Genomic DNA, 16,829 nt, shown 5'->3' on the forward strand with positions numbered 1-16,829 from the left:
CTTTCCCTAGCTTGCAGCGGCCACGCGGCACGCATGTTGCCGGTGGCCAGCGACCTGCCAGGAGACCCCATGCACCCATCCCCCGCCCCGGTCGAGCCGGGCGTGCCCGCGCCGGGCCTGTTCACGCTGGGCATCAACGCCAGCTTCCATGACTCCGCCGCCGCGCTGGTGTGCGACGGCCAGGTCGTCGCAGCGGCCGAGGATGAGCGCTTCACGCGCATCAAGCACGGCAAGCGGCCGCTGCCGTTCACGGCCTGGGAGCTGCCCTACAACGCCATCGACTTCTGCCTGAAGGAGGCCGGCATCACGCTGGCCGACCTGTCCCACGTGGCCTACAGCTACGACCCCGAGCTGTTCCTCGACGGCCGCCTGCCCGAGCAGCGCTTCACGCTGCCGCTGCAGCCGTCGGACTTCGAGCCAGGCATCTGGGAGAACCCGTGGGACCCGCTGTTCGCCGCCTACGTGATGAACGCGCCGCGCCAGTTGCGCGACGGTGCGCCCCATCACCTCAAGAAGCGCTTCGCGCTGCCCGACAAGGCCGAGCCGCCCTACCGCTGGCATTTCGTCGCCCACCACCTGTGCCACCAGGCCAGCGCCTTCCTGGCCGCACCGTTCGCGCGCTGCGCGGTGATGACGCTGGACGGCCGCGGCGAACAGGCGACGACCACCTACGGCCGCTACCGCGACAGCCGCTACGAGGCGCTGGGCGAAGTGCGCGTGCCGCATTCGCTGGGGCTGCTGTACGAGCAGGTCACGGCACATCTGGGCTTCCTGCATTCCAGCGACGAGTACAAGGTCATGGCGCTGGCGGCGCTGGGCGAGCCACGCTTCGCCGGCCTGCTGCGCGAACACCTGGTGGTAGGCGACGAAGGCCACTACCGGCTGCATCCCATCGACCTGGCCCAGGCCGTCTGCCCGCCGCGCGTGCCGGGCTCGAAGATGGAGGCGGTGCACCTGGACCTGACCGCCTCGCTGCAGCTCGTGCTGGAGGAGACGGCGCTGAAGCTGGCCGCCTGGCTGCGCGAACGCAGCGGCGAGCGCGTGCTGGCCATGGCCGGCGGCGTGGCGCTGAACTGCCTGATGAACTCCAGGCTGCGCGACGCCGGCATCTTCGAGCGCGTCTGGGTGCAGCCGGCCGCCGGCGATGCCGGCACAGCCCTGGGCGCGGCGCTGTGGACCGACGCCCGCGAGCGCCGCGGGCTGGAAGAGGACAGCACGCACCAGAACTCGCCCGAGGCCTCGGACGCCAAGTCCGGCGCCGTGTTCACGCTGGCGCCGCGGCGCTGGCAGATGGACCATCCCTACCTCGGCCCGGCCTTCGCCGACGAGGAGGTGGAAGCGCTGCTGACATGGGCCAAGCTGACCTACCGCCGGGTGGACGACCTGGCCGAGCAAACGGCCCAGCTGCTGGCACAGAACAAGATCATCGGCTGGTTCCAGGGCCGCATGGAGTTCGGCCCGCGCGCGCTGGGCGCGCGCTCCATCCTCGCCTCGCCGGTGGACCCGGACATGCAGGCGCGGCTGAACGAGCTGAAGGACCGCGAGGACTTCCGCCCGGTCGCACCGGCCGTCAACGTGGAAGACCTGGCCGACTGGTTCGAGCCGGCCGACGCCAACGACGGCGCCTCGCCTTTCATGCTGTTCGTCTACCGCGTCAAGCCCGGCCGCACCAACCGCATCCCCTCGGCGCTGCACACCGACCACACCGCCCGCGTACAGACCGTGCACAGCGAGACCAACCCGCTGTTCCATGAGTTGCTGCAGGCCGTCGGCCGCACGACCGGGGTGCCCGTGCTCGTCAACACCTCCTTCAACGTGCGCGGCGAGCCCATCGTTGCCACGCCCAAGGCGGCCATCGACGCCTTCTTCAGCACGCCGCTCGACGCCCTCGTCATCGGCTCCTTCATCCTGGAGAAATGACGTGCACGGCCCCGCGGCACGATTTACCGGGAACCGGCAATTGCAGCAAGGCGTGCCGTGCACAGGCCCGCGCCTCGGCTGGCATTGCGATTGCCACGGCCTTGTCACCTCGGCCGCACCGCAGGGCCGGCGCTGATGCCTCTCCGCACATGCGGCGTGCCCTTCATTCCACTTGCCTCCACACACCATGCCGCCACCCGTATTGGTCGTCTTCTCACACCTGCGCTGGAGCTTCGTCTACCAACGCCCCCAACACCTGATGTCGCGCCTGGCCGGGCGCTGGCGCGTCCTCTTCGTCGAGGAGCCGGTGCGCTGCGACGGCCCGGCCTTCCTGGAGGTCCGCGACATTGCCCCGATGCTGCAGGTGCTGGTGCCGCATACGCCCGTTGCGGCACCCGGCTTCCACGACGACCAGCTCGCCTCGCTGCAGACGCTTCTCGACACGCACCTGCTGATCGAGCACCTGCATGTGGACGTGGCCTGGCTCTACACGCCGATGGCGCTGCCGCTGGTGAAGATCGCTCAGCCGGCCTGCGTCGCCTACGACTGCATGGACGAGCTCACGGCCTTCAAGGACGCGCCGCGGCAGCTGCGCCAGCGTGAGTCCGCGCTGCTCAAGCGCGCCGCCATCGTGTTCACCGGCGGGCCGTCGCTCTACGAGGCCAAGCACGACCTGCATTCGCACGTCATCTGCCTGCCCAGCGCGGTGGACGCAGAGCATTTCGACCCCACCCGGCTGCAGCCCGGCCCGCATGCCACCGAGGCCGACCGGCTGCAGGGCGACCTGCCGCGACCGCTGCTGGGCTTCTTCGGCGTCATCGACGAGCGGCTGGACGCGAGCCTCATCGCCGCCATTGCCGACGCGCGCCCCGAATGGTCCATCGCCATGGTCGGCCCGGTCGTCAAGATCGACCCTGCCTCGCTGCCCCAGCGCCCCAACCTGCATTGGCTCGGCATGCAGCCCTACGAGCGCCTGCCTTACCTGCTGGCCGGCTGGGACGTCGCGCTGATGCCTTTCGCGCGCAATGAGTCGACCCGCTTCATCAGCCCCACCAAGACGCTGGAGTACATGGCTGGCGGCAAGCCGGTCGTCAGCACGCCCATCACCGACGTGGTCTCGCTGTATGGCGACGCGGTCGAGCTGGCCGATGAGCCGCAGGAGTTCGTGCTGGCGTGCGAGCGCGTGCTGGCCGAAACCGCGGCGGCCCGCGCGCACCGCGCCGCGGCGATGGCCGACTGCGTCGTGCGGCACACCTGGAACGACAGCGCCGACACCGTGCACGTGCTGCTGTCGCAGGCGCTGCGCCTGGCCCAGCCGGCCAACATGTCGGAGGCACTGTCGAGCGAGTCGATGCCGCTCGCGGCGGCCGGCGGCCTGCGCAGCTGACCCATGCTGATCGACGCTCACCTGCACTGCACCGGCCGCGAGACCCGCGACAACGTGCTGCGCACGCTGGACGAGGCCGAGGTCGACACCGGCGTGCTGCTCGCGCCCTTCCTGTCCGATGGCTACTCGCTGGGTGACGCCGATTCGCTGACCCGCGCCAACACCCACCTGGCCAACCTCGTGAAGGGCGAGCCGGACCGCCTCGTCGGCTTCGCGGTCGTCAACCCGCTGCACCCCGGCGCGGTGGACGAGCTGCAGCGTGCCATCGACGCGGGCCTGCGCGGTGTGAAGATGGTGCCCAGCGGCTGGTACCCGTACGACGAGGCGGTGCAGCCGGTGTTCGCACGTGCGGCGCAGCTCAAGCTGCCCATCCTGTTCCACAGCGGCATCTTCATCGACGGGCGCTCGGGGCGCTTCTGCCGGCCGGTGTTCTTCGAGGCGCTGCGCGACCACCCGGGCGTGCGCGTGACCCTCGCCCACGTGGGCTGGCCGTGGACGGACGAGGCCATCGCCGTGGGCCTCATCGACCGCATCCACGGCGTGCCCGACGCGCAGGCGGTGTTCCGCTTCGACCTGTCCTTCGGGCCGCCGCCGCCCTACCGCAAGCAGGTGCTGCAGCTCGCGCTGGAGGTGCTGGGGCCGGGGCTGCTGCAGTTCGGCAGCGACTGCTTCCTGCCCTGCCCCGGCGCCCAGCTGCGGGAACGCCGCGGCTGGCTGGAGAACCTGCTCAACGAGCTGCAGGTGCCGGTCGAGGCGCAGGAGAAGATCTTTGCCGGCACGGCCGCCGACTGGCTGCATGGACCTGCCCACAAGCCGGTGCTTCGATTGGGGTCGGGGCGATGGTCTCCGGTGTGCTGCTGAACGCGGTCACGCCGCTGCCGCCGGCGCGCGGCCAGCGCCTGCAGGTGTTGCAGCTGCTGGGCAACGCCATCGTCGGCGGCATGGAGAGCTGGGTGCTGCGCCTGGTGCAGCGGCTGCCGAGCGAGCGCTTCGCCTTCACGGCGCTATGCCCCTTCGAAAGCCCGCTGACGGACCAACTGCGCGCACACGGCGTCGAAGTGGAGATCGCGCCCATGCCCGACGACCTGCCGTGGACGACGCTGCAGGCCGCCTGCGCGCTGATCCAGCAGCGCCGCATCGAGCTGCTGCATGCGCACCTGCCCGCCGCCCACATGCTGGCGGGCCTGGCGGGGCGGCTGACGCAGCGGCCGGTGCTGACGACCATCCACGCCCGCCAGCTGACGACGCTGGACCTGGAGGTGCACCGCCTCGCGCGCAGTCACGTCAGCGTCGTCGCGCGGCAGAGCTACTTCCACGCGCTGGGCCTGGGTGTCGACCCGGCGCTGCTGAGCTTCGAGCCCAACGGCGTGGACACCGCGCTGTTCAAGCCGCGCGAGCGCGCCACGGGTGAACCGCTGCGCGCGCGGCTGGGCCTGGCGCCGGACGTGCCGCTGGCGGGCTTCGTCGGCCGGCTGTCGCCCGAGAAGGGGCCCGAGGTGTTCGTGCGCACGGCGTTGATGCTGAAGGCGCGCTGCCCGGCGGCCCATGCGGTGCTCGTGGGCGAAGGACCGATGCATGACGAGCTGCAGGGTCTGGTGCGCCGCTACGGCCTGGAGGGCCACGTGCATCTGGCCGGCCTGTGGCGCGACATGCCCGCGCTGTACGGCGAGCTGGACGTGTTGGTGTCGTGCTCGCACACCGAGGCCATGCCGTTGGCGCTGCTGGAGGCGATGGCCTGCGGCGTGCCCGCGGTGGCGACGCGCGTGGGCGGTGTGCCCGACATCGTCGAGCACGGCCACACCGGCTGGCTGGTCGGGCCGGGCGATTTCGACGACATCGGCCGCTGCTGCGCGCTGCTGCTGGGCGACGCCAACCTGCGCCGTCGCATGGGCGAGCGCGCCCGCGAGCGCACCGTGCAGCGGCTGGATCTCGGGCCCAGCGTCGAGCGCGTCGGTGCCCTCATGGAGCGCCTGGCCCGGCCGGTTTCGCAACAACGCGACAGCGCGCCCCCACGGCCCGAGCGAGCCGAGAGGCCTGAGAGACATCCACGCAGCGCATCGACCTGAACCATGCACACCTTCAAGAGCCATTTCCCCGCCCCGTCCGGCTCGGCCACCGGCTATGACACGCTGGTCGTCGGTGCCGGCTTTGCCGGCAGCGTCATGGCCGAGCGCCTGGCCTCGCAGGCCGGCCAGCGGGTGCTTGTCGTCGACAAGCGGCCTCACATCGGCGGCAATGCCCACGACCGCCATGACGAGTCCGGCCTGCTCATCCACCCCTACGGGCCGCACATCTTCCACACCAACTCGGCGGACGTGTTCGCCTACCTGTCGCAGTTCACCGCCTGGCGGCCCTACCAGCACCGCGTGCTGTGCAGCGTTGACGGCCAGTTGCTGCCGATGCCGATCAACCTCGACACCGTCAACCGCCTCTACGGCCTGCAGCTCAGCGCCTTCGACATGGAGGGCTTTCTCGCCGGTGTCGCGGAGAAGGTGGACCAGGTGCGCAGCTCCGAGGACGTCGTCGTGTCGCGCGTGGGCCGCGACCTGTACGAGAAGTTCTTCCGCGGCTACACGCGCAAGCAGTGGGGGCTGGACCCGTCCGAGCTGGATGCCAGCGTGACGGCGCGCGTGCCGACGCGCACCAGCCGTGACGACCGCTACTTCACCGACACCTACCAGGCCATGCCGCTGCACGGCTACACGCGCATGTTCGAGCGCATGCTGGCGCACCCCAACATCCACGTGATGCTGGGCACCGACTACCGCGACATCGTGCACGTGATGCCGTGGAAGCACATGGTCTACACCGGCCCCATCGACGCCTTCTTCGAGCACCGCCACGGCCAACTGCCCTACCGCAGCCTGCACTTCGAGCACGTCACCGTGCAGCCGCCCGCGGGCCAGGCGCACGTGCAGCCGGTCGGCACCGTCAACCATCCCAACGACCACCTGTACACGCGCGTCACCGAGTTCAAGCACCTGACCGGCCAGCGCCACGAGGCGAGCTCGCTGGTCTACGAGTACCCGCGCGCGCACGGCGACCCGTACTACCCGGTGCCGCGCGCCGAGAACACCCAGCTCTACCGCCGCTACGAGGCCGACGCGGAGGAGTTGTTCGACGTCACCTTCATCGGCCGCCTGGCCAGCTACAAGTACTACAACATGGACCAGGTCGTCGCCCAGGCGCTGTCGACCTTCAAGCGCCTCGCGCAGCGGTGAAGGCGGCAGCCCCTCGCCTCGCACTCCGGAGTTCGCATGACCCCGCCTCCATGACCGGCAGCGTGCCGGGCGTGACGGGTGGCAGGCCAGGCCCCTGGCAGGTGTGGGGCTTCAGGCCCGTGACAGCAGCGCCTCGAGCGCCGGCAGCGCGATGGGCTTGACCAGGTGATCGTCGAAACCGGCGGCCAGCGCACGGGCCCGGTCCTCGGGCGTGCCGTACCCCGTCAGCGCGACGAGCCGCTGCGGCCGAGGGGGCGCCTGCGCACGCAGCCGGCGCGCCACCTCGTAGCCGTCGATGTCGGGCAGGCCCACGTCCACCAGGACCAGGTCGGGCTGCAACGCCGCCGCCCGCGCCACGCCCGCGCTCCCCAGGTCCGCCCATTCGGCGTGGTGACCCAGCATTTCGAGCAGGACAACCAGGCTTTCGGCGGCATCGATGTTGTCCTCGATGACGAGGACGCTCCGGGCGCTCGGTGTCTGGGGTGGGCCTGCGGGCGGGGTGGGGTTCAAGTCGGTGTCCATCAGGTTGGCGATCGCCCGCCGGTGCCGCGCGTCTAGCGGTGCCGGGGACGGATCGCTCTTCGTATCCGGTCCCGCATTCTGCGGCCCGCGCGGGGACAGCCGCGCTTGCGCTGCCTGGGGTCATACGCCTGCACGCATAACATCGAACCCGTGGGGACCGCAATCAAGGCTGGCGATGGGCGATATCACCGAGTGGATAGAAGACGCGCGCCGTGGAGATCGCGAGGCGCTGGACCGGATCTTCAATGCCCTGTATCCCGAATTGCGGCGGATCGCGCATCGGCGCTTGTCGCCACACGCGCGCGACGCCGTGCTCGACACCACGGCACTTGTCCACGAGTGCTACTTGAAGCTGCTGGGCGCCAACCGGCTCAGCGTGGACAACCGCGTGCACTTCGTCGCGTATGCGTCGACGGCCATGCGGTCGATCATCGTGGATTGGGCGCGTGCCGCGCGCGCGGACCGGCGCGGCGGCGGCGCCGATCACCTGCCGCTGGATACCGACAGCGCCGGCCGTCTGGCGCAAGCCGAAGAAGAGGTGCTCGATGTCGACGCAGCACTGGCCTCATTGGCCAAGCTGGATCCGAGATTGGTCCAGGTTGTGGAGATGCGGTATTTCGGCGGCATGAGCGACGACGAGATCGGGCAGGCGCTCGGCCTGACCGGGCGCACTGTGCGACGCGACTGGGAGAAGGCGCGCATGCTGCTGGCCCATGCGTTGAAGTCCTGAGACGCCCATCACCGGCCATCCTTGGCCAGCGATTGCAGCGTCATGGTCCGGCACCCAGCAGCGATTGAACCGTTTGACGCACGATGGGCCAGGCCGACGAGGCCGGGTCGGCGATCTCGAAGTGCCCCAGCGACGGCACGACCGCCAGCCGCGCATCGTCACCGGCCCTGCGTGCCGCGGCCACGTAGTCCTCGCCGAATTTCAGCGGTGTCATGGCGTCCTCACGGCCCCAGATCAGCACCTGCGGCGTTGCCAGCGGCAACCGCCGGATGGCCGACACCTGCGCATAACGCTCCGGCACCACGGCCGGCGACCCACCGAGCAGCGTCTCGACGACGGCCGCGTCACGGCAGCCGGTGGCCTGCGCGGGAATGAACGCCGCCATGTCGCCGACGCCGGCCAGGTTGATGGCGCCCTTGAGCGGCAACGGGTCCGCCACGTGGAGCGGGCTTCCTGCCGGCAGGCGGTGCCGCGCCGCGGCGAACAGCGCCAGGTGGCCGCCCGCCGAGTGCCCGAGCACGACGACCCGGCGGAGATCGAGCCGATGCGCGCCGGCGACGGCACGCAGGTGGTCCACCGCCCGTCCGACGTCCTGGTAGGTGCCCGGCCAGCCGCTGCCGGGCTGCGGGAGGCGGCGGTACTCGATGTTCCAGCTCGCGACACCGGCCGCCTTCAGCGCGTCTGCCATGGGCGCTAGGTCGCGAAGCGTCGCGTACTTTTCCTTCCAGCAACCGCCGTGAATGAGGATCACCACGGGGTGCAGCGCCGTGCCTGCCGGCAGCCGCAAGTCGCCGAACTGGTTGGGGTCCTCGCCGTAGGCGATCCGGTGGTCGGCGGGATGGCTGGGCAGCGCCTGAAACTCAGCCGGCGACATCGCCGCAGCCGCGCTTGAGGCCAGAGATGCGGCGTGGGCAGTGAATACGCTCACTGCCACCGCTTTCAGAAGACGAAGCATTCGCAGTTCTCCCTGTGTGGCACGACGGGCCGATCAACCCGTGTGCCTACTTACGACTTTGCCATCGGCAAGCGGACAGGAAGGGGATCGTCATCTCTGCGAAGGACATCGCCCTGGCCATGTCCGATTCAAGGCTGGCAGTGCGTACAGAGGGGCATGGACCTCAACGTGCCCACGCCCCAGACCGCCGGAGATCTTCATGCTTGAGCTCAACCACGACTGGCTGATCGCCGCGTTCTCGGTGTCCAACAGCGTGCGGGCCCTCTTCTACCTGCCCCAGGTGATCGCGGTGGCGCGCAGCGTGGACGGCGCACGCGACATCGCCTTGTCCACTTGGTGGATGTGGGCGGCCAACAATGCGCTTGGCGCGGTCTACGCCGGTGTCGTGATGCACCACCGGGTGCTGGCGATCTCGTTCCTGCTTTCCGCCGTGGCCTGCCTGGTGATCATCGCGCTGGCACTCCGGGCGCGGCGGCGGATGAACAGGCGCCGGAACGGTCTGGGCGTGGCATGACGGCCGCCTCCACCCCCAGCACCTCGGTCCGGCAGCCCGAGCCGCAACAGGACAAGAACGCAGCGGCCGCAACGGCCGACCTGGGGCCGATCGATCTGAAACGCGCCTGGCTGCTCGGCATTCCGCTGGCGCTGACGGTGCTGCTGAGTGCCTTCCTGCTGTTCCAGGTGCAGCCGCTGATGAGCAAGCAGATCCTGCCCTGGTTCGGCGGCAGCCCGTCGGTGTGGACGACGGCCATGCTGTTCTTCCAGTGCCTGCTGTTTGCCGGTTATGCCTATGCCCACGTGCTGGCGCGTTACCTGGCGCTGCGGCAACAGGCGCTGCTGCATGTGACGCTGCTCCTGGTTGCGGCGGCGCTGGCGTGGTCCATCCTTCCCGACGCCACGCTCAAGCCGCACGGCGCGCAGGCACCGGTGGCCGGCATCCTCATGCTGCTGCTGGGCTGCGTGGGCCTGCCGTACTTCTGCCTGTCCATCACGGGACCGCTGATCCAGCATTGGTTCGGCAAGGCCTATCCGGGCCGCTCGCCGTACCGGCTCTATGCGCTGTCGAACGTGGGTTCCTTGCTGGCGCTGCTGAGCTTTCCGTTTGCGTTCGAGCCCGTGCTGACGTTGGAGGCGATGGCGGCGCTGTGGTCCCGGGGCTTCTGGCTGTTCGCCGGAATGTGCGCTGCGGTGGCCTGGGCGATGTGGGGCGTGCAGGCCATGCCGTCGACCAAGCCGGCTGCTGAACCGGCGCAGTCCGGCACGTCTGGGCCCGGCCTCTGGCGGCGCCTGGTGTGGATCGGCTTGCCGGCCCTCGCCTCGCTCGCCTTCGTCGCCACGACGGACCGCGTCAGCCACGACATCGCACCGGAGACGCGGCTGTGGATCACCACGCTGAGCCTGTACCTGCTGACCTTCATCATCTGCTTCGACCATGAGCGCTGGTACCGGCGCGGGCCGGTAGCCATCGCCTGCCTGCTGGCGGTGCTGCTGCTGGCCGCCAGCCGCGACCTGCCGGGCTGGCTGGGGCTGGACTGGGACATCGGCGTGACAGAGCTGCGGTGGAGCCATTTCGCCACCATGTTCCTGATCTGCCTGCTCTGCCATGGCGAGCTGGTGCGGGCGAAGCCGAGCGAGCACCGCCACCTCACCGACTTTTACCTGTGCCTGTCGCTTGGCGGCGCCTGTGGCGGGCTGTTCGTGGCGCTGGTGGCCACGCCGCTGTTCAACGAGTACCACGAGTGGCCGATGTGCCTGGCCGCTGCGCTGGGGCTGGCGTTGCGGGTGCTGCGGCCGGCAGGGGCGTCGCAGCGCAGCGGCTGGTTGCTGGCCGGCCTGGGCGTGGCGTTGGCCGGCGCGGTGGCGTGGCTGGTCACGCCGCAGTTGCAGGGTGCCGCCGCCTCGGATGAATACCGCGACACCTATCTCTCTCGCCAACGCAATTTCTACGGCACGGTGTCGGTGAAGGAGCGCATCGATCTGCAGGACCCGGCGATGAGCTATCGGGTGTTCTACAGCGGCCAGATCACCCATGGCATCCAGCTGCTGCAACCCGCCAAGCGCGGGTTGGCGGTGTCCTACTACGGGCCCGAAAGCGGCGTCGGCTTGGCGCTGGACTATGCCAAGGGCCGCCACGCCAGCCTGCGCGTCGGCATCATCGGCATGGGCATCGCGGCGCTGGCCAACTACGCCCGCGATACCGACAGCTACGACTTCTACGAGATCAACCCGCAAGTGGTGGACGTGGCCCGCACGCTGTTCGACAACCTGGCCCGCTGCCGGGCCGTCAGCCAGCGCGTCATCCTCGGCGACGCCCGCCTGCAGCTGGAGCAGGACGCCAACAGCCAGCAATACGACGTGCTGGTGCTGGACGCGTTCTCCGGCGGGTCGGTGCCCGTCCACCTGCTGACCCAGGAAGCCTTCGCGACCTACCGGCGCCACCTCAAACCCGACGGCATCATTGCCATCAACATCACCAACGGCTACCTGAACCTGCATCCGGTGGTGAAGCGCCAGGCGCAGGCGCTTGGGATGGGCTACCGCTTCCGCTTCTCGGCGTCCAGGCCGGCGCAGCTGATCCGCAAGGCGCACTACGCCCTGCTCACGCGGGACCAGGAGTTCCTGCGCCGGCATCCCAATGCCTACCGGCAGTTCTTCGACGACCACGGTCGGCTCCTGCGCACGGAAGACCCGGAGATCCCGGGCGTGCCGCTGTGGACCGACAGCTTCAGCAGCATCAACGCGATCGAGGTCCGGGACTGAGCGTGGCCGGTTCAGGTTAGGGGACTGGGCGAATGGGCATCGCCGCGATGTCCAACCGGCGGCCCGAAGTCCGTAACGCTGTTCAGCAACTGGCTGAAACGATGCCTTGCGAAGTCCAGTCACTCTGAAAGGAAATCCATGTCGCCTCGTTCACACACACGGTCCACGCCGTCCACGCTGGTAGCCCTGGCCTTGTGCTGCGGCGCCAGCGCCGCCCACGCGGTGGTTGTGGTGGAGGCCATCGGCAGTGGCTACGTGTCTGGCGACAACGCCAGCACGCGGCTGGCGATGGAAGTGACCCAGCTGGCGTCGGCCGGCGGCCGGTCGGCCAGCGGCGCCCGCGAACTGCGCATCACCAGCGCCGCTGACGTGTTCGCCGGTGCCACCATCTCCGGCTCGTCCTTTGCCGCGCCCGGCGTGCTGAAAGCCAAGATCGACGGCTTGGCCTTCGTGACGCCCGTCGCGCCCAACGTTCCCACCATCTCGAACGGCACGCCTGTTGCGGCGGGCGGCTTCTCCGGCAGGTTCGAGGACGCGGTCTTGCTCAGCAGCGCCACGCTGGCGGCAGGCACGCCCGTGCAATTCGTCTACACGGTGGACTTGCACGCGACGTCGAACGGCGCCGGACACGCCGGACCGCAGTTCAGCGGCTATGACTCGGGTAGCTTCTACTTCCACTACTTCCTGCGCAGCAGCAGCGGCGGCGCTGCCATCGACACGATGTACCACTATCCGAATGGCCTGTACCAGAAGGTGCCGGGTTCATCCTTCCGCTTCCCCATCACCGTCAGCGGCGTGATCGGTGAAGTGGTGGCGTTCGGCGCAGAGATCAGCCTGGGTGCCGACGACCGCGCCGGCTGGTACGGTGACGGCGCCGGCAACCTCAGCTGGTACGGCGACGTGCAGGAGACGCACCTCGATGCGTCCAACACGGCCCGCTTCTACCTCGATGCGTTCACGCCCGGCCTGGACCTGCTCGCAGAAAGCGGACACAACTACGCCACCAGTGCGGTGCCCGAGCCGGGCAGCTGGATCCTGCTTGCCCTTGGGCTGGGCACCTTGGGCGGCATCATGCGGAGGCAGGCACGGCCCGCACCGTAGACCCGATCAATGGGTGGACATGGATCATTGCCCCGAGGAACGTGAGATGAACATCGCACGCAGTCGCTTCTATTCCGCCTTCGCTTTGGCCGTCACGCTCTTGACCTTGATTGGGTTCTTCAGAACGTTCTACGCCCGGCCCCTGTTCAACCTGCCGCCATTGCCGTCGACATTGGCACTGCACAGCGTCGTCTTTACAGCCTGGGTGCTGCTGTTCTTCGTGCAGACACGCCTCATTGCAGCGCGCCGCGTCTAGGCTCACATGGCCCTGGGTTTGGCCGGTGCGGTACTGGTCCTGCTTGTCGTGGTCGTGGGCCTCGTTCCAGCGATCGACGTGGCACTGAGTGGCCGCCGAAGCCCGATGGGACTGACGTCCGAACAGTTCTTCATCGTGCCCATCTTCAGCATCGGCACATTCGCGGTCTACTTTGCACTCGGCATGGCGCTGAGGCGCAATGCTGCGTATCACAAGCGGCTGATGATGCTCGCAATGATCGCCGTGCTCGGCCCGGCGATCTTCCGGGTGCTGAAGTTGTTCAACGGCGCCGGCTATTTCCTCGCCGTCGAGACGGCGATCGCCGCAGCCTTGGTTCTGTGGTGTCTCGCTCATGATTGGCGCAAGCATCACTTCGTGCATCCGGCATACGCAGTGGGAGGCGGCTTGCTTGTCCTTTCCTGGCCACTGCGTATGGCAATCGCGCCCACCGAGGTGTGGACGACCATGGCGCGATGGCTGCTGCATGCGCCGGGCCTGTAGCGCCGGGAACAGATCGCCACCTCATCACCCGCCAGGGCCGTTGCCGGGCCGCGGGTCCAGGCCCTGGACGGAGGGCATCAGCCCGACCGGCCTCGCGAACAATCGGCGCTCGCACGCTGCGCCGCGAGGACATGGGCGCTGCCTTCCCCGAAGGTGGCCAGCCTGAGCGCCACTGCATCATCAAAGGCCCGGCAGGCACCATCGGCCTGTTCCTCCTTCAACATCACGTGCCCTAGCGCCTCCAGCGCGTCCGCTTCGATCCAGCGGTAGTACTCGCGCAGTGGTGAGGCGCGGACACGGCCGAGCAGCGCTTCAGCGGTCTCGCGCGCCTGCACGTGGAGACCTTGCTGAAGCAGCGCGCGAGCGCGCAGGGTCTGTGCCTGGAGAAGGTCGAGCGGCAGCGGATTGTGTTCGGCACCGCGCCTCGGCGCGACGCGGGCCAGCGCCTGCAACGCGACGTCGGGTTGTTGACGGCGCAGTGCGATGCGCGCAGTGACAAGCGCCACGGGGTTGCTGACGGTGCGTTGCTGCGCTGGCGACAACCGGGCAAGCAACGACGTGGCTTCCGCTAGCGTCCGCTCGGCGTCGTGCAGGCGGCCCTGGCCCAGCCGCTGCTCGGCCCGCAGACGCAGGGCCGCGACCAGCAGCGGGCTCTTGCCGTCGGCCTCTTTGCGGTAGTAGTCGATCACCGATTCCAGACGTGATTCGGCGTCGTCCCAGCGGCCTTCGACCAGCAGCGCCTGTGCAAAAGAAGACCTGACCACCATCGCTGGATATGGCGGGTAGGTGTGCTGGGCGACCATGGCCTCCGCGCTGCGCAGCAGTTGCCAAGCTTCGTCGCGACGCGACGTACGAAGCAGGAACAAGCCGAACGCTGATTTGCTGTGCAGCGTATCGACATGCGCCGCGCCGTTGCGTTGCAAGGTCAGCGCCAGCGCTCGTCGGTGGGTGGCCTCGGCGGCAGCTACTTTCTGCAGCAGGTTCTGGGCGTTGGCCAGCGTCAGCATGGCGGTCATCTGGGCGCCGACGCTGGCTTGCTTGTCGCCTTCCAAGAGGGCCAGCGTCTCGACCAGTGCGGCTTCGGCGCCAGTCAGGTCGTCGACGCGCCACAAGGCAATGCCGAGGCGGTTGAGCGCATTCGGAAACTCCGCCGACTTGGGATGGTGCTGCCGGTAGATGGCCACGGACTGCCGCGCGTAGTCGATCGCTTGCTGGCCGCTGTGCGCATAAGCCGTTGCCATCGCCCTCAGCAACTCGGCGCGTTGCTCTGACTGCGTATCGCCCAGCCCATCCAGGATGGCTTTGGCCTCGTCCAGCATGCGGCGCTGCTCTTCACCACGGCCCAGTCCGTCGAGTTGCTGGCCATAGCTGGCAAGGGCCTGCGCGACACGCCGATCGCGCGTGCCGAAAGCCTGCTTGAGCGCCGCGACGCGGCGCCCATACAGGTCGGCGGCCTCCACATCCAGCCCCAATGCGTAGTACATGTCGCCGAGCAGCAGCAGCACCTCGGCGCGGCCCTCGGGGTCGCTCTGCAGATTGGCATCTATGCGCTTGACGCCGATGTCCAACAGCTCACGGGCCGTCGTCTGCCTCGCCTTGAGGGGATCGGCCTGCGCATCGGTATTGGTTCGGAAGATGTCGGCCATGAATGCCTGGATGGCTTGCGCCCGTCGAGCCTGCCTCTGGGCGACGCTGGCCTGCCACAGCGACACGGTGCTGCCGATGACCAGAGAAAGCGTGACCAGCCCGGCAGTGCCGACGGCCAGCCGGTTGCGCAACGCGAACTTGCGCAACCTGTAAAGGCGACTTCTTGGCCGCGCCAGCACCGGCTGACCGTCACGATGGCGGCGCAGGTCTTCCGCCAGCTCGGCCACCGTGCCGTAGCGTTGCTCGGGAAGCTTGTGCAGCGCCTTCAGCACGATGGTGTCGAGTTCACCGCGCAGCGAACGCTGGAGCGCGCGCAGCGTGCAGCTCCGCGCCGCGGCGGTTTCTTCCGTGACGCGGTTGCTGGGGGGCGCCGGATCGACTTCGATGATGGCCTGCTCCAGCTGCGCAGGGCTGCTGTGGCTCAGCCGGTAGGGACGCTGGCCGCACAGCAGTTCGTAGAGCACGACGCCCAGCGAGTAGACGTCGCTGGCGGTGCCCAGCGCTTCGCCGCGAACCTGCTCGGGGCTGGCGTAGTCGGGCGTGAACAAGCGCCCGACCTGCTGTGTCAGCTCACCGCTCACGCCCGGGTCGTCGGCGTCGGCCAGCAACTTGGCGACGCCGAAGTCGAGCAGCTTCACGTCCCCGCCGGGATTCACGAGGATGTTGGCCGGTTTCAGATCACGATGGATCACCAGACGGGTGTGCGCATACTGAACCGCTTCGAGCACTTGCATGAACAGCGCGAGCCGCTGTGCGCCACCCAGTCTGTGTTCGTCGCAGTAGGCGGTCAGGTGGGTGCCTTCGACGTACTCGAGCACCAGATAGGGCCGGCCCGCGCCGGGGCCGTCCACAGCGCAGACGCCGGCGTCGTACAGCCGCGCGATGTGGGTGTGCTCGAGACGGGCCAGGATGTCGCCTTCGCGCGCGAACCGCTCGGCCAGCCCGGGCCGCCAGACAAAGCGCTGCGGCAGCTTGAGCGCCACCTGGCGCGCCAGCTGGCCGTCACTGCGTTCGGCCAACCAGACCACCGCCATGCCGCCGCTGCCCAAGGCGCGCAAGAGCCGATAGGGCCCGATGGCATCGCCCACCTGCAGCTGTTCGGCGGATTCGTCCCGGGCAGCCGATCCGTAGGCCTGCACCACCAGCGCGGGTCCGCGGTTCAGGAAGTCACCGGTCTCGTGTTTCGCATGCGCCGCCAGCAGCTGCTGTATCACAGGCTGTAGCGAAGGCTGCTCGCGCCGCAAATCCTCCAGCCAAGCCGCGCGTTCACCGGGCGGAAGATCGAGCGCCTGGTCGAGCAAACTCGAAAGCTGGGGCCAGAGCGTTGCGGATACAGGGATCACGACGGGCTGCCTTGAAAAGCTTTCCTAACCACAAGGCTCTCCAAGCCGCCAAACGTCCAGCCGGTGCGTGAATCGCACTGCCGGGTGGCGCAGGAGCTAACGGTTCAAGTGTAGGAGGCTGCGCCGAGCGGGACATGGTCGCTGGCGTTGCTGGCCATCGAGCTTCGATTGGAATGGCACGGACGTCGCAGGCCGCCTCCGGATCAGCGGTCAATGAGCCGGCTAGCACTCACGAGCCAGCGATCTCGAATCGAGGCTGCAAGAAACGACAAAGCCCGCACTGGGCGGGCTTTGCTAAGTCCTTCACAGGACTTCTTATTTCTTGGTTGCGGGGGCAGGATTTGAACCTACGACCTTTGGGTTATGAGCCCAACGAGCTACCAGACTGCTCCACCCCGCGACTGAAGCTGGCAGTGTAGCACGGCTTTTGCATTGCTGCCAAGCAGATGCCGTTTCCATTGAATGAACCACCATCCGTGTAGGCGC

The 16,829-nt window shown here is 68.6% G+C and carries 14 protein-coding genes and 1 tRNA gene; 11 read left to right on the plus strand and 4 right to left on the minus strand.

Annotated features, from left to right (window positions below; genetic code table 11):
* Positions 1–69 precede the first annotated feature (69 nt).
* The 5 genes from ASD35_RS25060 to glf all read left to right on the plus strand — a co-directional run bounded on the left by ASD35_RS25060 (position 70) and on the right by glf (position 6,528).
* Entirely contained in the window at positions 70–1,920 is a 1,851-nt protein-coding gene (locus ASD35_RS25060) for a carbamoyltransferase C-terminal domain-containing protein (protein WP_082580457.1), read from the plus strand.
* A gap of 187 nt (positions 1,921–2,107) precedes the next feature.
* Positions 2,108–3,307 (plus strand): glycosyltransferase, encoded by a 1,200-nt coding sequence (locus tag ASD35_RS25065; RefSeq protein WP_056877705.1) that lies wholly within the window; start codon positions 2,108–2,110, stop codon positions 3,305–3,307.
* Positions 3,308–3,310: 3 nt separating this feature from the next.
* On the plus strand, positions 3,311–4,168 hold the full coding sequence (locus ASD35_RS25070) for an amidohydrolase family protein (protein WP_056877706.1): 858 nt from the start codon (positions 3,311–3,313) through the stop codon (positions 4,166–4,168).
* Positions 4,147–5,373 carry a glycosyltransferase gene (locus ASD35_RS25075; protein WP_056877707.1) on the plus strand — a complete coding sequence of 409 codons (1,227 nt, stop codon included), beginning with the start codon at positions 4,147–4,149 and terminating at the stop codon, positions 5,371–5,373. The genes ASD35_RS25070 and ASD35_RS25075 overlap by 22 nt, the downstream gene beginning before the upstream one ends.
* A gap of 3 nt (positions 5,374–5,376) precedes the next feature.
* Entirely contained in the window at positions 5,377–6,528 is a 1,152-nt protein-coding gene (gene glf / locus ASD35_RS25080) for a UDP-galactopyranose mutase (RefSeq protein ID WP_056877708.1), read from the plus strand.
* 111 nt (positions 6,529–6,639) lie between these two features.
* On the opposite strand, the gene ASD35_RS25085 is transcribed toward glf, so the two are convergent.
* Positions 6,640–7,050, minus strand: a complete 411-nt coding sequence (locus ASD35_RS25085; RefSeq protein WP_056877709.1) for a response regulator — start codon at positions 7,048–7,050, stop codon at positions 6,640–6,642.
* 175 nt (positions 7,051–7,225) lie between these two features.
* Between ASD35_RS25085 and ASD35_RS25090 the strand changes: the two genes are divergently transcribed.
* Entirely contained in the window at positions 7,226–7,780 is a 555-nt protein-coding gene (locus ASD35_RS25090; protein WP_056877710.1) for an ECF-type sigma factor, read from the plus strand.
* Positions 7,781–7,820: 40 nt separating this feature from the next.
* Here the strand turns inward: ASD35_RS25090 and ASD35_RS25095 are convergent, their stop codons facing one another.
* A complete protein-coding gene (locus ASD35_RS25095) occupies positions 7,821–8,735 on the minus strand; it encodes an alpha/beta hydrolase (protein ID WP_200956106.1) in 915 nt (304 codons plus the stop codon).
* Positions 8,736–8,934: 199 nt separating this feature from the next.
* Here ASD35_RS25095 and ASD35_RS25100 point away from each other — a divergent pair, with 199 nt between their 5' ends.
* The 5 genes from ASD35_RS25100 (at position 8,935) to ASD35_RS25120 (ending at position 13,353) form a co-directional block, all read left to right on the plus strand.
* On the plus strand, positions 8,935–9,249 hold the full coding sequence (locus tag ASD35_RS25100) for a hypothetical protein (RefSeq protein ID WP_056877711.1): 315 nt from the start codon (positions 8,935–8,937) through the stop codon (positions 9,247–9,249).
* On the plus strand, positions 9,246–11,495 hold the full coding sequence (locus tag ASD35_RS25105) for a spermidine synthase (protein WP_056877712.1): 2,250 nt from the start codon (positions 9,246–9,248) through the stop codon (positions 11,493–11,495). The genes ASD35_RS25100 and ASD35_RS25105 overlap by 4 nt, the downstream gene beginning before the upstream one ends.
* Before the next feature lie 138 nt (positions 11,496–11,633).
* The gene (locus ASD35_RS25110) at positions 11,634–12,596 is read left to right on the plus strand and encodes a PEP-CTERM sorting domain-containing protein (protein WP_082580450.1); all 963 of its coding nucleotides are present in this window, start codon (positions 11,634–11,636) and stop codon (positions 12,594–12,596) included.
* Positions 12,597–12,642: 46 nt separating this feature from the next.
* Positions 12,643–12,852, plus strand: a complete 210-nt coding sequence (locus ASD35_RS25115) for a hypothetical protein (protein ID WP_056877714.1) — start codon at positions 12,643–12,645, stop codon at positions 12,850–12,852.
* Positions 12,853–12,858: 6 nt separating this feature from the next.
* A complete protein-coding gene (locus ASD35_RS25120) occupies positions 12,859–13,353 on the plus strand; it encodes a hypothetical protein (protein ID WP_056877715.1) in 495 nt (164 codons plus the stop codon).
* 77 nt (positions 13,354–13,430) lie between these two features.
* Here ASD35_RS25120 and ASD35_RS25125 read toward each other — a convergent pair whose 3' ends face one another.
* Complete coding sequence (locus tag ASD35_RS25125) at positions 13,431–16,343, minus strand: serine/threonine-protein kinase (RefSeq protein WP_162254517.1); 2,913 nt, start codon at positions 16,341–16,343, stop codon at positions 13,431–13,433.
* 323 nt (positions 16,344–16,666) lie between these two features.
* A tRNA-Met gene (locus tag ASD35_RS25130) sits at positions 16,667–16,743 on the minus strand.
* Positions 16,744–16,829: the final 86 nt, after the last annotated feature.

The sequence above is a fragment of the Pelomonas sp. Root1444 genome, from assembly GCF_001426885.1.
Lineage (GTDB): Bacteria > Pseudomonadota > Gammaproteobacteria > Burkholderiales > Burkholderiaceae_C > Pelomonas.